We start from the raw sequence: 15,743 nt of genomic DNA, 5'->3' as shown, positions 1-15,743 counted from the left end.
TTTTAAGGGACCAGTTGCTATGGTGTGGTTTAAGCAGAGAAAGTAGGAAGAAAGCTGATCTCAGCTATTATTTAGTGCTGCTTCTATTTCCAGATGGAGAGATCGCCTGCTGAAGTGTAATTAGTCGTATGTAGGTTTTGTAGGAAAGTACAAGGAGTGGTAACTCAGAGTGTACGAGACAAAAGAGAGAAGCAAACCGGACATGGAAAAACACGTAGAAACGATACATATATTCTACTGCTATGATGATAAGGATAAGGTATTCGTCGATGATCTGGAAAAACATCTCGTCCCTCTGAAACAGTCTCTCAACATCCATACTTGGTGGGAAGCACTCATACGAGGCGGTGCTGACCGGAAGCAGGAACTGAACAAGCAGTTGGAACAAGCAAACATTGTTTTACTCCTTGTAAGCCCAGATTTTCTTGCCTCTGCTCACTGTGATGAAATCTGGCAACAAACTCTGAAATTGCAGAAGGAAAACAAGATTTTTGCTCTCATCCCGATTCGCATACGTCCAGTCGAGTTGGAGTACGTGGAAGGTATGAGTGGGCTGCAAGCGCTCCCTAAATATGGCTCCTCGATCAGTGGAGCGAGAAATAAAGATAAAATATGGTTAGACGTACGTAGGGGAATCGTAGAAGTGATTGAACAATTTCGTTCTCAACCGCAACAACTGGAGGATGTGAGAGAAGGCTTTCTGTTTCTTGGTTTCGCTCCACTGAACGGTTATCGTTGGGATTATGATTTGCGTCTTGCCCCTGGCTTTGTCATGTCAACTGATTTGCCAGAAGCGCCCTGGCTCGTTTCGGAAGCTATTGGCAGAGAGGAAATCAGCCGGAGATATTCCTTGTTTCGAGAGGAAAACGTATTACGGAAGTTCGCGAACCTACCTCAGACAACTGACGCCATTAAGCAATTTGCTGACCAGTATGGGGAACTGGGTACTTCTGTATTTCTCTATTATCCAGGACCAGCGAGTATCCTTTGGAGTGGAGAAGCGCTCCAATTTTGGGTAAACGAGATTAGTGAAATGCATCTGCTGGTGACTGTATGGGAAATGATTCAGAGTGGACAGATAGAAAAACTTACAGAGCATATTCTCTGGAAACTGGATACAAAGTGTGTCGCATTCGTCTGGAAATATCCCAATGGAGCACAAAAGAGCAAAGTGATAGCTGCTTCGGAAAATATACGCCCCAGCTTATTCTACCAGTTTGAGTGGGGCGAGGTAATCAAACCTGCTCTCTACTATCTTTCTAACGAAGTCGAGGAGAAGTTAAAAGGTCATGTCAATCCAACGCTCTCGCTTGCACAACGGAAGCTGTATATGGTTCCCGACAGCTTACTTTCTGCGCTGTATGTACTGCTCTTGCTGGAAGTGCACGCATATGAAATCGAGCATGGCTGAAAAGTCGGACTCTCAGATTAGTAGCGTTAATTGAAGTGTTACATGAGATTGGCTTTCTGGAGCTTATAAGATCATGAATGGATGCAACTAATACTTATTTGATCAAATTCCATGCTTATTCTGCGTATAATTGCTTTATATCTATTTTCCGCCCCATCGCCTGTAGCAGAGATGTATATCGCTTTAGTAGTTCTGCCGGACGTCTCGGTCCCAACATTTGTGCATAAGTTGCCAATGCTCTTCGGTAGAATGCTTCTGCCTCTTCATATTTGCCTTGTTTATGGTAGAAGAACGCTAAACGAGATAAATTTGCTGCTGTAGAGGGATGCACCAATCCCAATGCCTGCTCACATATTGCAAGTAGCCGTTGATGCAGCAGCAATAGATCTGTGGGCTGGTCTTGTCTCACATGAAATTGGTCAGCACCATGTGAAATATTTCTCAAAGAGACATGTTTTGCTTCTAATAATTTCTCATAAGTGCTGAATGCTTTCTGGTACAACTGCACTGCTTTTTCATTTTTCTCCTGTTCTTCATAAAGCTGAGCAAGACTACTTAGACTTCCTGCCGTATGAGAATGTATCGGCCCGAATGTTTGTTCATCAATAGCCAATATTTGTTGATAGAGTGACTTGGCATCCTCAAATTTACGTTGACTTCTGTAAATTTGTGCTAAACCAGACAAGCTACTTGCCATATAGGTAACTTCACCAAGCGTCTGTTCATAGATTGCCACTGCTCGTTGAAACAAAGGAATTGCCTTCTCATATTGAGCTTGCTTATGGTAAAAGTGTGCTAAACTGGATAAGCTAGCTGCTGTGCAATGATGCTGTGGTCCCCATATCCGCTCTTGAATTGCTAGTTCTTGCAGATGCAACCATTCTGCTTGTGCATATTTGCCCTGTTCTTCATAAAGCTGGGCTGACATTCCTAAGTAATATGCAGCAGAGAGAGTTTTGGAGGTTGCTAGCTGTTCATAGATCTTCAATGAACGCTCATATAAAGGCTCTGCCCTTTCATATTTCCTTTGCTTGCGATAGAGCCGTGCCAAACTAATCAGCATTTCCGCAGTATCGGGATGTGTTGGCCCAAAAATTTGCTCACGGAGCGTCAATGCATGCTGATACAGTAATTCTGCCTCCTCATCCTGTCCCTGGCCCGCACAGAAGCTTCCTAATCGAGCCATGCTCTGCACGGTCAGAGGATGCATTATCCCCAGTTGCTGTTCGCGAATCGTGAGTATTTGCCTCCACAGAGGTTCTGCGAGAATATACTTCTCTTGTAGACTATAGGCCCAAGCTAAATTTATCATACTTTGCACGGTGTCTTGATGTGTTGACCCCAATAGTTGTTCACGAATCCTCAATGCTTGTTGATAGAGTGGTTCTCTCTCCCAGTATCGTGTCCGCTGTTGAAGGTAATGAGCTGCCTGATCCAGTAATTGTGCTGCTTCCAAGAAAACTATGTTTTCCAGCTCTATCAGTCTGATGCACTCCCGCACATGAGGTAAATATTGCTCACAACGGGAGTAGCGTGTGTGGTCTTCCCTGGGGAATGTGACAGCAACTACCCATACTGTTCGCTCCGCCCATATGTGCAAGAGTTCCTTGTTCATAGCATCCTTGAGTACAGCCTGGACAAGCCGATGGATGGAAAGTACGTGGTGATTTGCGTCGCGATGTATAAGCGAATAAGCTAGTAGAGTTCCAATGGCTTGATTGAATAAGAAAGCATCTGCTGCAACAGCAGCAAGCCTCGGGCCGAGGTATTGCGAACCTTCGGTAATCATCTCTTCCGGGATACTATCAGGTGCAAGAAAAGCACACAGTCGAAGCAGTTCAGATGCTGCGGGGTTGACTTGCTCAACTCGCTCAAAGGAGAGTAACCATGTTGTTGCAACAGATTCTGGATGATCAGGAATGATTCCACGACGCTCCTTCAGCAGGACAACCCGATACTGTTGATAAAGTTGTTGATAATCTGAAATATTGCACCCTGCCTCCTCGATATATGCTCCTGCTTGGTCGAGGGCTAGTGGTAACCCTCCAAGTTCTTGCGTGAGTTCTAGTGCGCTCTCACGATCTGAAATCTTTACTTGTTCCCAAGACATATCTGGAGGAATAATTGCAGCACGTCGGAGCAAGAAGAGAGCTCCCATTTCAGGAGAAAGGGTGTCTACCTCGATGCGTTGCCCAAGTCGTCCCATTGCATGGGTACGAGTCGTCAAGAGGAGATGACCTTCAAAAATAGGTGGTAGGAACTCTCGAATCATAGCTAAGTCGTCGGCGTTATCCAAAATAAGTAGCCAACCCGAATGAGTCTGAAGCCATTCTTTGACTGCTTGAACAGCGACAGGGTGGTTATACGTCTCCCTCTCCGAGAGTCGAAGCAACGATGCAATAATAACAAAAGATGAAAGAAGAGCCTCGTAAGTGTCTGCTTGTGCCCAAAAAACCACTTGATAGTTAGAGCGATATTGATATGCATACTCAAGAGCAAGCTGAGTCTTGCCAACTCCCCCTAAACCACTAATAGCCTGCGGCTGCGAAAGAGCAGTTGCTTGACCAGCCTGTAGTTGCGTGGAGAGCCTTATGAGGAGATCCTCACGACCGATGAAAAAAGGATTACGTGGAAAGGGAATGTGAGCTTGACCCCGTTTCGTAGAGTCGAGGAGTGTGGAGAACGTCTGAGCGTTCCACGTCTCATGAGTTTGCTTTCGATGAAGAAAACGTAGAGAACGTTACGTTAAACGTTTAAGATACTTTTACTCTATCAGAAAAAATACGTTACGTCAACGTTTTAAACAGTTGTTTCAAGCTCCTTTCTATTTAGCTGCTCATAGGCTACAGGGCTGAGATAGCCGAGTGCCGAATGCCGACGTTTGCGGTTGTAGAACGTTTCGATGTAGTCAAAAATGGACTGCCTGGCTTGGGTCTGAGTTTGGTAGTGGTGTCGATGAGTCCATTCTCGTTTGAGTGTGCCAAAGAAACTCTCCGTAGGGGCGTTATCCCAACAGTTGCCTTTTCGACTCATACTACAGGTGATTCCTGCACTAGCTAAAAGACCTTGATATGCTTGGCTAGTATATTGACTCCCTCGATCTGTATGATGCATCAATCCTGATTTGGGGCATCTTTGGATCAGTGCCATCTTCAAGGCTTTTTCGACCAGCTCCTCATCACGATGCAAGGACATGGACCATCCAACCACTTTCCGCGAATACAGATCCAGGATGATCGCCAGATAGAGCCAGCCTTGCCCCGTCTCAATGCCGGTAATGTCGCCTGTCCATCTGGTGTTTGGGGCAAAAGCATTGAACTCTCGATTCAAGCGATTGTCCGCTACTGGATTCTTATGTGAGCTATCGGTGGTCCGAACCCGGCGACGTTTCTGTCCTGCACTTATGCCTGCCGCTCTCATGAGACGAGCCACATGCTTACGCGAACATTTCACCCCCAGATCGTTCAGTTCCACATGAATGCGCGGACTCCCATAGATCTGCCGATTGTGCTCAAAAATTTGCTGAATGTGTTGCGTGAGTTCTTCGTTCTTCTGCTCACGCTCGCTCTTTGGTCGTTTGCGCCAAGCATAATAGCCACATTCTGAGACGGAAAGTGCTCGGCACATCGTCTTTACCGCATATTCTTGCCGGTGATCTTCGATAAACTGAAACTTCACCGCTATTGTCGTGAAAATATATGAAGCGCTTTTTTTAAAATGTCTCGTTCTTGTTTCACGACTTCCAGTTCGCGTTTGAGGTGGCGCAGTTCTTCGGCCTCGGGTGTTTGATGCCCGCTGCCTGGAAATGCCTGCTCGCCGTGCTCGGAAAACTGCTTACGCCAGTTATGAATGGTGCTGTCGCTTATCCCTAAATCACGAGCGATCTCGGTGATAGGTTTGCCACTGGTCTCGGCCAAGCGTACAGCTTCGATTTTGAACTCTTTCGTGTAGGCTTTTTGTTCTTTGGTCATCTTTCTTCCCTCGTTTGATTGAGTCTAGTATATTCCACATTTCCCGACTCTTTCAAACGGGGGGAAGCTCAATGTTCCACAAATATGGAAGTGATAGAGGAGAAGCGGGAAATGAGAGAGAATGCAAGTGTTCAATAACCCTACGAATTCCTATGGCTACATCTGTCAAGGCTCCATCATGATTGTCCCATAGAGTAATGGGCTTAGCACCGGTTGGCAACACTTGAAGACCCTCAAAGGGAGTACCTTTCCAATCAACAGGCCGCAAAAGAATAGGAAGCACTCGTGCCTCGTTCGCTTGATGTCGCTCCATTGCTCGCTTCAATTCCGTTCCATAACAATAGTCCGATGCGAAGAAGTCGGGACTAATGAGCAGGAGAATGACCGAAGCGGCTTCCAAATGCACGTCAATTGCTGTCGCCCAGTCAGTACCAGGAACAATATTGCGATCATGCCAGAGCGAGATGAGGCCCTGTCTTTTGAGAAGACTTAAATGCGTTTCCAATTTCCTCTGCCATACTTCATCGGCACGGGCATAGGAACAGAAGATCTCGATAGAGGTTTGAAAAATTGGCATTGATCACTTACCTCTGCTGCTTATACGATGAGTAATACATCTTGCAACTGCTTGGCTGAAGTATAGCGTAGAATCGGAAGCAGAACAAGACCGGGGAAGTAAGAAGGGGAAATGGATATTCCCCGCTTTTCTCTACAATACTTGAGATAGGAGCAATGCTTACGAAGGAAGCCGCTGTGGAAAACCATATCTCAAAAAGAACGGAGGGAATTATTTCTTTGTGACAGAGAATCCTACGGGGGGACTCGGTGCAACGGATTACCCTCGATACGCAAAGACAAACAACCTGTCTGTCCTGAATTGCTGAACCAGTGGAAACGAGCCCTTGAAACCCGCGTGCAGCACCCTCTACAGGAGAATGAAGGATCGAACGTTTCCTGTTCTCGTTTGTTACCCTCATCAGACAGGGAAGCCGTGACCACGCGGCCAATTATACCGTTCTTGCAGAAGGGATTGCCGATCTCAGCGGCCTGCTCACGGTCTGTACCTCCTTGGTGCCATTACTCAAGCGCACCAAAGAAACTCATACTCAGCAGGTCGGACCACAAGAGAGCACGACACATCCCATCAAACTCACGGTCGAGATCGACGGCAAACCGCTGGTGATCGAAGCCTCCGATCTCAAAGAGGCCGATGCTGCCCTCAAGCTCGCTCTCAAGTATCGTGCGCTGTATCCAACCACTGCAACCCAGGTGAGTCCAAACACCACAATTAAGGTGCAAGGACAGATGCCTGCACGCAAACGCAGGAGGCGCAGATAGAGGGAAAAGATCGCTGCCCCAGACCAGTTCTGAATGGTGAGCAGATCTGGACCGCGAGGGAGACGGACCAAGCCGCACCAGGAGAAGGGGACGTTTATACCCCAGAGCTTCCCTCTAAGACACGGCGAGCAGTTCATGGATCTCTTGCATTGGCAAAGGTGTCATTCCCTGCGCTGCTGGGCAGCCTACCCCATGAGGCATCAAAGTAGGATCAGATCGATCATGGACTCCCCTTGTGGCTCCTGCTCTTCGCTCCCCTCAATGCAAATCTGCTGGTCCAGCCTCATCAGATCGAGATTCATCCTCCACCCTTTCCCGCTTCGAGCGAGAAAATAGAATGGTGTATTGTGTTGCAAATGTCTTGAAATCGGGGGCAAGAAGGAAGAGGTGTGACAAGTGTGGGAAGAGGCGGGCCACGGACTGCTCTAGGAATCGCCATTCTCTCATTTCATCACTATTTCTCGCACCCGCACGTTCCCATTTGGGAAACGCGAAACTCCTTCATCTATGACTATGGGTATCCCAGTATATGCGAATCCTCTCTTGATGGAGTATACTTGGCGATATCAAGCATTGTATGACGTGAAGAGGAGCAACAGCGGCATGGGCGAGCAGCAACAGGATAAGCAGGAGCGGGTCGATTTCCTCATCAGCTCTCGCGGCGTTGGTAAGGATCAGGCATGGGCTGAGTGGATCGCCTGGGAGCTAGAGCAAGCGGGTTATCGCATTCACTTTCAGGGTTGGGATGTTTGCCCTGGATCGAATGTCGTCAAAGCAATGGACGATGCCACCAGGCGTGCCGAACGCACAGTGGTCGTGTTGTCTGCCGCCTCCCTGGCTTCTGAGGAGATAGTGGCACAATGGGCGGTGGCCTTTCGACGTGATCCAGCTGGCACACACGGTCGGGTGCTACCTGTGCGCATTGATGCTTGTGAGATTGAGGGGGTGCTTGGGTCCATTGCCTTCATAGATCTGGTGGGTTTATGAGGAACAGCAGGCACGCGACCGGCTCCTGGAAGGGGTCAAACAGCAACGGGTGAAACCTTCATCGGTTTCCTTTCCCTCCTCTGGGCAACGAGCGATCTTTCCACCGTCCTTCTCTCCTCTCTGGCATGTGCCTCATCCTCGCAATCCCTACTTTCTGGGGCGTAATGACGTTCTGGACACGTTGCGCCAACGGTTGGTTCCTGGAGAGAAAGCCACTGCGATCACGCAATCCATCAGTGGGTTAGGTGGCATTGGCGAGACCCAGGTGGCTCTTGAATACGCCCATCGCTACGCCGATCAGTATAGCGCCATCTTCTGGATACCGGCTGACTCGTTGGAGACCGCGACAGCCAGCCACCTCGCTTCAAATAGCGACGCAAGTGTTAAGACTAGCAGAGCAACAAGAAGCTGACAAACAGATGGCAGCAGTTCAACACTGGTTGCTGCATCATCATAACTGGTTGCTCATTTTCGATAATGTCGAAGATCCTGAAGCGATCCTTTCCGCCTTTGTTCCCAGCAAACATCCAGGCAGTATCCTCATCACTACCAGGAGGCGCGAGGTGAGAACGCTGGCTCACCTTGCCATAATTTTTCGTTTTCCAGGCTTCCAGATATGCGGTACAAGCTATGAAGGCCAGGTCTTCCTCAAAACCCTCGTCCGTCTTTGTGAGCGTATACGATGTCCATGCGCCTAATAATTTCTTGTCACTTGCATTCTCTATGATCTGACGGATAATGTCTTTCCAGCTCTTTTCAGGAGGCTTTGGTGTCTCCGCTTTCATTTTAGCCGTTGCTCAGTCCATGACCGCAAAGAGCATATTCCATGCTTTCGTAGCGACGACAATATTGTCAAAATGAAGCACGGTGCCGTGCATGATGCCGTGCGGTACAATTCTTCAACAGGCTCAGTTATTGTGACGCTTATTTGTTTTGTAAAGACCCGCTGAACACGTCCGATGCCCTGGTGATGTGAGATCGGACTGTCCCAGGCGCTCAGTTCTTCGCTACTCCGCGCATGCAATCCCTATGCTCACGCTCAAGCTCATTCACGAAACCATCGGCGACGGATAACAAAAGATAGATGCAAGCATAATAGCGTCCAGCAAAGTAGTCATCACGGGCTTTTTCAAGAAGATGCCTGCGCTTGCGCAATGCCTCGAAGCCGCTGCAACGCATAAAAGCAAAGCGCAAAAACTCAGGGTCATTATAGAGAGCAATGAACTGGCGTTCTGCGTCCTCCGCACCTGCATTATGCTGAATAATAGCACGTACTTTCTCCATATTAAGCAGGTCATGAAAAATCCAGTGCCTATCGCCGAGCAGTTTATAGAAATCATCAACTGTGTCAACCATCTGTTTGAGTTGAGCTTCTAATTTTTCGAGTTCGCCGCGCTGGTCCTTCGGTAACAGAAAGCGCAAGGGCTTCAGGGCATTCAGTTGTTTAGATAATTCCACAAAGGAAGGTAGATCATGTACGGAGCTATATGCCATGCTCCCATTGTATGAAGGCTGTCAATATCTTATGAGTTTTTTCGTAAAGGTGGCTAGGCTACAAGTGATTCCTACCAAATCCAATCTTGCTCGCCTTTATCTTCCCTATTCACGAACGGCGGGATGCTCGTCCAGTACCTCCCGGCAGGCTTCCTGCTGGCCTCGAACAGCGGTGTTGAGGTAGCGACTGACGAGGGTGTGACGGTTCCGGCTGCTCACGACGCCCCCTCCAGCTTCGCGGTGCTCTCCTTGTTGCTCTGCATCAGGGAGTCAGGTGATGAGAGGAAGCTTCTGCACAGCAAAAATGTAACGAGAAGGCGTTCTGGTATAAAGTAAAATACCTCATCACTCCTTGGACCCAATACAACATTCTTTTTAAGCATAGCTCTTCTTCTCTTGTCGAACGCTCTCAAGGTCGCTATAATTACATCCATAATTGTTGATCATGAGAAAGAGAACATAAGGGACTGCACCATGAGCGATCAGCAAGTCGTACACACGCCAATCGCACTGTACTGCTCCTACGCTGATGCAGATCAACGATTGAAGCAAGAACTGGAGAAACACCTCAAGATCTTGCTGGACCAGCACTTGGTGACCTTCTGGAGCCATGACCAGATACAACCTGGCAACGAAACGGCACAAGTCATACAGAGACAATTCTTCTCGGCCTCCGTTCTCCTCTTATTACTCAGCCCCGACTACTTCAGCTCCGATCAATGCCAGCATGAGATGGAACAGGCGATCGAAAGACAGTACAGCGGGACGGCGCGTGTCTTCCTCATCCTTGGGCGTCCCTGTTCTTGGGAAATGGAGACACGCCTACAGAGGCTTCCCGTTCTTCCAGAGCACACAGAGCCAGTGATCCTCTGGAGAAACCGCGATCAGGCATGGCTTTCGATTGTGCGAACCCTCTGTCAGCGATTTCACCTCCAAGCCTCGGTGTTTTCTGCCCGGCGACCAGCCATTTTCGAGGCCCGCGACTTGCCTGCTGGGTATGTTGCACGCCCGGTTGAATTCAACGCGGTCAAACGGCTCCTACTGAGCGAAACCGGCATGAGAACCCCTGTTGCGATTACGACCGCACTGCATGGGGCTGGTGGGTTTGGGAAAACCACTCTGGCACTAGCACTCTGCCATGATCCGGATATTCAAACGACCTTTGCTGATGGCATTCTCTGGATCACCTTGGGCGAGACGCCTCCAAACCCACTGAGTCTCTTGAATGCTCTCGTTACGTCTCTTACTAAGAAACATGCGAATTATATTACGCTAGAGCAAGCGGTAGCACGCTTGCGAAGCCTCCTCTTATATCGCTCGTACCTGATTGTGCTCGACGACGTGTGGGAAGGAGTCGATCTCACTCCTTTTTTGGAAGGTGGGCCGCACTGTGTCCGTCTCATCACCACCAGAAATACCAGCGTCCTGCCAGATTCAAGCAAACGAGTATTCGTTGATACGATGCGGGAGAAGGAAGCTATCCAATTGCTCTGCCAGGGATTGCCAGCGAGCCTCCAAAAGCCCCCCTATGTCGTCACTCTCTCCGCAATCGTGAAAGATTTAGGAGAATGGCCATTGCTGCTCACCCTCGCTAATAGCACACTCAAAGAATGGCTCAATAGCAATCAAAGTTTCTCGAATGCTTTGGCCGACCTACACGACGATTATAAAGCCGATGGCATAGTTGCCTTTGACAAAGCCAACACAAACCAACGCCATCAGGCCGTCGAGCGGTGCCTAACCGCAAGCCTGCGGCTCCTGAGCCGTGAAGAGGCTCTTCGCTACCAAGAACTCTCAATCTTCCCAGAAGATGCCGACATTCCGCTTGCCACTGTTGGAAAACTCTGGCAAGTAACGGGGGGGCTTGATCAACGGAAGGTAAAAAAACTGTGTCTGCGCTTATTCAGTCTTTCTCTCTTGGTCTCCTGTGATCTGAGGACCCAGACGATTCGGTTGCATGACGTTCTGAGAAACTATCTGCAACAGATGGCGACAGCACATGTCACAAGTTTCCATCACGCGTTCTTGAATGCCTATCATCTTCCTACTTGGGGAGATCTCTCCCTCGAAGAACCCTACCTATGGAAGCACCTCTTTTTTCACCTCAAGGCAGCGGACAGAATACCGGAGTTGTTGATCATCGCACATAATTTTCACTATCTGACCAAAAAGGCCTTCTTGCTGGGTTCCCACACAATCGAAATAGATTTGCAAGAGGCTATAACGCTGGCTCCACATGACCAATCGCTGATGCTCTTGCATACAAGAATTGCGCAGATTGGGCACCTGATGAATTACGATGACGTATTATCAAACACCCAATGCCTCTTTCTGAGTTATCTCTGTGATTTAGAGCACTATCGTGAACAATGCGCTATCCTGGAAAAGCACATCGAGGGTGTGTACGTCAAGGCATGCTATACTCTTGCAACATCATTCCCAAGCATGTTCTACCGTACCTTGTCCGTGCATATGGAAGCAGTCAACGGATGTACCATCAGTGCCGATGGGAAGTTTATTGTTTCTGCCTCAGATGATCCAACACTTATCATTTGGTCGCGTGAGAACGGAGAGATCGTGCGTACCCTGCGGGGACATACGGACAAGGTTAATGGATGTGCGATCAGTGCCGATGGGAAGTTTATTGTTTCTGCCTCAGATGATTGCACACTCAGGGTCTGGAACCGCGAAAATGGAGAGATCGTGCATACCCTACAAAGGCATACAGCCAAGGTCAATGGATGTGCGATCAGCGCCGATGGTCGATGGATTGTTTCTGCCTCAGATGATCGCACACTCAGGGTCTGGAACCGCGAGAACGGAGAAGTCGTGCGTACCCTACAAAGGCATACAGCCAAGGTTAATGGATGTGCGATCAGTGCCGATGGGAAGTTTATTGTTTCTGTCTCAGATGATTGCACACTCAGGGTCTGGAACCGCGAGAATGGAGAGATCGTGCGTACCCTGCGGGGGCATACAGCCAAGATCAATGGATGTGCGATCAGTGCCGATGGGAAGTTTATTGTTTCTGCCTCAGATGATTGCACACTCAGGGTCTGGAACCGCGAGAACGGAGAAGTCGTGCGTACCTTTGATGAGACACTCAGGGTCTGGAACCGCGAGGAAGAGATCTGGCACATCTTGGAGGAGCATACGGATAAGGTCAATGGATGTGCGATCAGCGCCGATGGTCGATGGATTGTTTCTGTCTCAGATGATCGTACGCTTAGAGTCTGGAACCGGAGGATCGGGGTCGGGGAGGTCGTACACATCTGGGAGGAGGAGTATACGACGGGGAGGGTCACCGGATGCGCGATCAGTGCCGATGGTCGATGGATTGTTTCTGCCTCCTGGATTGGGCCACTTATGATCTGGGACCGCGAGCCTAGAGAGATCATGCGTACCCTGCAAAGGCATACGAGTTCAGTCAATGGATGCGCGATCAGTGCCGATGGTCGGTGGATTGTTTCCGCCTCCTGGGACGGGACGCTCAAGATCTGGAACCGCGAGAACGGAGAAGTCGTGCGTACCCTGCCAGGGCACACGGCTTCAGTCAATGGATGCGCGATCAGTGCCGATGGGAAGTTTATTGTTTCTGCTTCAGATGATCACACACTTAAGATCTGGAACCGCGAGAACGGAGAGATCGTGCGTACCCTGCGGGGGCATACGGACAGGGTCAATGGATGCGCGATCAGTGCCGATGGGAAGTTTATTGTTTCTGCTTCGTCTGATCACACACTCAAGATCTGGAACCGTGAGAACGGAGAGGTCGTGCGTACCCTACAGGGGCATACACGTTGGGTTCAGGCATGTACGATCAGTGCCAATGGTCGGTGGATTGTTTCCGCCTCCTGGGATGGGACGCTCAAGATCTGGAACCGCGAGACCGAAGAAGTCGTGCGTACCCTGCAAGGGCACACAGCTTCAGTCAATGGATGCGCGATCAGTGCCGATGGGAAGTTTATTGTTTCTGCTTCAGATGATCGCACACTCAAGATCTGGAACCGTAAGACTGGCACAGTGGTACACACTCTGCGAGGCCACACAGGTGAAGCCACCAGATGCGCGATTAGTGCCGATGGTCGATGGATTGTTTCCTCCTCATCTGATAATACCCTCAAAGTGTGGGAGATGCAAAGCGGGAGATGCCTCTGTACGCTTGCTCTTGAGACGTATTATTTAGATATATGTTTTTCTTCTGCGAGTCCCTATTTTGTTGCTAGTGGTGAAGACGTATATTTCTTTGAACTCGTACAAGGGAACACGTCCATGTTAAGTACCTGGTAGAATAGACAGTGGAAAGAGAGAGTCTAGAAGGTACGAGAAAAAATGACGCAGAAGAAACAGTATACCGCCGAGTTCAAATTCAAAGCAGTGATGGAAAGCTACCAACGGGATACGACGATTGAGGAGGTGTGCCGCAAGTTCGGCCTGGCCTCCTCCGTGCTTCACCGCTGGCGCAAAGAGTTCCAGGAGAGTGGCCCGGAAATTTTTGCTGACAAACGGGACCAGGAGACCCGCAGGAAGGCACAAGGGTTTGCGAGAGGGGAGTCACCAGACGAACTGAAGCAGTTGATCGGTGAACTGACGGTCCAGAACGACATCTTAAAAAAATCCCGCGGGCTGTAGGACGCGCTCTCGCAAACAAGAAAAAGTGGAACTGGCGCGCACCCTGTGTGCTTCCGGCAGCCCAATCAACAAAAGCCAGTTGGCCCGTACACTGGGCGTTGCACGAAGCAGTTTCTCCACCCACCCGAAGCGTCCGAACATGGATAAGGCGTTGGCAGTACGCATTGAAGCGCTGCACGAGCGAGACGATACGATGGGCCATCGCAAGCTTGCGGTCTTGCTTCACACGGGCAAGAACCGGGTCAAACGGGTCATGCACAAGTATGGCATTGCCGCGCGGCGCAAACGCAAGAAATACCTCTATCCAGGCAAAGCGGCGGAGACTCGCCCCCAATCTGCTGCGCGAAGAGGAACTGGATTGGGACAGCACAGATGTCATCTTTTCCGACATCTTTGAGATCAGACTGGCTGATCGGTCGCGTGTGCGAGGATGCTTTGCCTTGCGCCATCGGACCCGTCACGTGTTGGGCATCGCCTTTGATTATCACATGCGAGCTGATCTAGTCACCAATGCCATCCAGACGATGACCTTTGAGGGACCAGGCAGCATCTGGCATAGCGATCAAGGCAAGCAGTATGGAGCCGAACAAACGCGCCAGTTGCTCTTGCGCAAAGGCTTTGTGCTCTCCATGAGTCGAGCTGGCACGCCAACTAACAACAGCTTTGCCGAGCGCTTTGTCGGTCAGTTCAAGTTCTCAGTGGCTCAACGTCGCCCCTATCACACGTTGGGTGACTTTCTACGGGCAGCAGAACAGTGGATCAATTTTTACAATCAGGAGCGTCCTCATGAGGGGTTAGACCAGCTTTCTCCTCAGCAGTATGCTCAGTTGCATGGCTTGGAGCAAGTCTCCCCTCTTTCCCTTCTTTAAGCGTCTAAACCCGCAGGTACTTGACACCACACACTAATTGTTCCTCATTGTGGTGTATGAGAGGGACAATGCACAGGAGTGTGGAGCTCATGGTATACTTCGGGAGAGTTTGGACCTTTGATCAAGAGACGAGGAAGCCCATTGCAATGGCACCAATTATTTCCCCAGAACAACGTCAAAATCCTACACTCATCACTCTCGTGAGACAGGAGTGCATTGGCATCGTACAGTTAGAGAGCTATAGTACACTCGGTTGATAGGCATCCTTTATTAACGAGAGATCGAAATTTTTCTGGTCGAATTAGTCATCCTTGTTGAGTAGATAGTATGATTACGGTCATTGCTGGAGGAATTGCTGATCTCAGCGGCCTGCTCACGGTCTGTACCTCCCTGGTGCCGTTGCTCAAGCGCACCAAAGAGGCCCATACCCAGCAAGTTGGGCAACAAGAGAGCGCAACACATCCCATCAAACTGACCATCGAAATCGACGGCAAACTCCAGGTGATCGAAGCCTCCGATCTCACCCAGGCTGATGCTGCCCTCAAGCTTGCTCTCAAGTATCGTGCGTTGTATCCAGCCACCGCGACCCAGGTGAGTCCAAACAGCACGATCAAGGTGCAGGGGCAGATGCCTGCACGCAAGCGTAGGAGGCGCAGATAGAGGCACAAGATCCCTGCCCCAGATTCAGCTTTGAGTGGTGAGCAGACCTGGGCCGCGAGAGGGGGATGCGAAGCAGAACCGTGAGAAGAGGCTATTCAGCTCCCAGAGCCTCTCTGTTACACCGCGAGCAGTTCCTTGAGGTGAGGGAGCAGTTCATGAATCTCTTGCATCGGCAACCGTGTCACTTCCTACGCTGTTGGGCAGCCTACCCCCACAACGCAGCAGGGCGGGATCAGGCTAATGATGGACTTTCTATGTCTATGTGGCCTCCTGTTCTTAGCCCTACGCGATGGGCATCTACAGGCCCAACGTCAGCAGATCGAGATTCATCCTCCACCCTTTCCCACTGCAAGCGAGAAAAGAGAAGGGGGGATTGTGTTG

13 protein-coding genes and 1 pseudogene are annotated in these 15,743 nt (G+C 49.7%); 9 read left to right on the top strand and 5 right to left on the bottom strand.

Annotated elements, in window-relative coordinates; all coding sequences use genetic code 11:
* Positions 1–202 precede the first annotated feature (202 nt).
* Positions 203–1,411 carry a toll/interleukin-1 receptor domain-containing protein gene (locus tag K3T83_RS42585; protein WP_220209228.1) on the top strand — a complete coding sequence of 403 codons (1,209 nt, stop codon included), beginning with the start codon at positions 203–205 and terminating at the stop codon, positions 1,409–1,411.
* 115 nt (positions 1,412–1,526) lie between these two features.
* Here K3T83_RS42585 and K3T83_RS42580 read toward each other — a convergent pair whose 3' ends face one another.
* The 3 genes and pseudogenes from K3T83_RS42580 to K3T83_RS42570 all read right to left on the bottom strand — a co-directional run bounded on the left by K3T83_RS42580 (position 1,527) and on the right by K3T83_RS42570 (position 5,959).
* On the bottom strand, positions 1,527–3,683 hold the full coding sequence (locus K3T83_RS42580) for a tetratricopeptide repeat protein (protein WP_220209227.1): 2,157 nt from the start codon (positions 3,681–3,683) through the stop codon (positions 1,527–1,529).
* A gap of 527 nt (positions 3,684–4,210) precedes the next feature.
* Positions 4,211–5,382: pseudogene (locus tag K3T83_RS42575) on the bottom strand (IS3 family transposase).
* A gap of 52 nt (positions 5,383–5,434) precedes the next feature.
* Positions 5,435–5,959 carry a toll/interleukin-1 receptor domain-containing protein gene (locus tag K3T83_RS42570; protein WP_220209226.1) on the bottom strand — a complete coding sequence of 175 codons (525 nt, stop codon included), beginning with the start codon at positions 5,957–5,959 and terminating at the stop codon, positions 5,435–5,437.
* A gap of 494 nt (positions 5,960–6,453) precedes the next feature.
* Between K3T83_RS42570 and K3T83_RS42565 the strand changes: the two genes are divergently transcribed.
* The 3 genes from K3T83_RS42565 (at position 6,454) to K3T83_RS42555 (ending at position 8,119) form a co-directional block, all read left to right on the top strand.
* A complete protein-coding gene (locus tag K3T83_RS42565) occupies positions 6,454–6,720 on the top strand; it encodes a hypothetical protein (RefSeq protein WP_220209225.1) in 267 nt (88 codons plus the stop codon).
* Between the two features lie 603 nt (positions 6,721–7,323).
* Positions 7,324–7,707, top strand: a complete 384-nt coding sequence (locus tag K3T83_RS42560) for a toll/interleukin-1 receptor domain-containing protein (RefSeq protein ID WP_220209224.1) — start codon at positions 7,324–7,326, stop codon at positions 7,705–7,707.
* A 49-nt stretch (positions 7,708–7,756) separates the two neighbouring features.
* Entirely contained in the window at positions 7,757–8,119 is a 363-nt protein-coding gene (locus K3T83_RS42555; RefSeq protein ID WP_220209223.1) for a hypothetical protein, read from the top strand.
* On the opposite strand, the gene K3T83_RS42550 is transcribed toward K3T83_RS42555, so the two are convergent.
* On the bottom strand, positions 8,097–8,492 hold the full coding sequence (locus K3T83_RS42550) for a hypothetical protein (RefSeq protein WP_220209222.1): 396 nt from the start codon (positions 8,490–8,492) through the stop codon (positions 8,097–8,099). The two genes, K3T83_RS42555 and K3T83_RS42550, sit on opposite strands and share 23 nt — an antisense overlap.
* A gap of 211 nt (positions 8,493–8,703) precedes the next feature.
* A complete protein-coding gene (locus K3T83_RS42545; RefSeq protein ID WP_220209221.1) occupies positions 8,704–9,165 on the bottom strand; it encodes a hypothetical protein in 462 nt (153 codons plus the stop codon).
* 510 nt (positions 9,166–9,675) lie between these two features.
* Here K3T83_RS42545 and K3T83_RS42540 point away from each other — a divergent pair.
* The 5 genes from K3T83_RS42540 to K3T83_RS42525 all read left to right on the top strand — a co-directional run bounded on the left by K3T83_RS42540 (position 9,676) and on the right by K3T83_RS42525 (position 15,362).
* On the top strand, positions 9,676–13,491 hold the full coding sequence (locus K3T83_RS42540) for an NB-ARC domain-containing protein (RefSeq protein ID WP_220209220.1): 3,816 nt from the start codon (positions 9,676–9,678) through the stop codon (positions 13,489–13,491).
* 42 nt (positions 13,492–13,533) lie between these two features.
* Positions 13,534–13,833 carry a transposase gene (locus K3T83_RS42535; protein WP_220209219.1) on the top strand — a complete coding sequence of 100 codons (300 nt, stop codon included), beginning with the start codon at positions 13,534–13,536 and terminating at the stop codon, positions 13,831–13,833.
* A 25-nt stretch (positions 13,834–13,858) separates the two neighbouring features.
* Positions 13,859–14,230 (top strand): hypothetical protein, encoded by a 372-nt coding sequence (locus tag K3T83_RS56655; RefSeq protein ID WP_236065334.1) that lies wholly within the window; start codon positions 13,859–13,861, stop codon positions 14,228–14,230.
* 25 nt (positions 14,231–14,255) lie between these two features.
* Positions 14,256–14,702 (top strand): integrase core domain-containing protein, encoded by a 447-nt coding sequence (locus K3T83_RS42530; protein WP_236065315.1) that lies wholly within the window; start codon positions 14,256–14,258, stop codon positions 14,700–14,702.
* Positions 14,703–15,029: 327 nt separating this feature from the next.
* Positions 15,030–15,362, top strand: coding sequence for a hypothetical protein (locus K3T83_RS42525; RefSeq protein ID WP_220209217.1), 333 nt, complete (start codon positions 15,030–15,032; stop codon positions 15,360–15,362).
* The last annotated feature ends 381 nt before the right edge of the window (positions 15,363–15,743 follow it).

The sequence above is a fragment of the Reticulibacter mediterranei genome (genome assembly GCF_016587455.1).
Note: the sequence above shows the minus strand (reverse complement) of the source record. Positions and strands in the feature narration are given on the sequence as shown.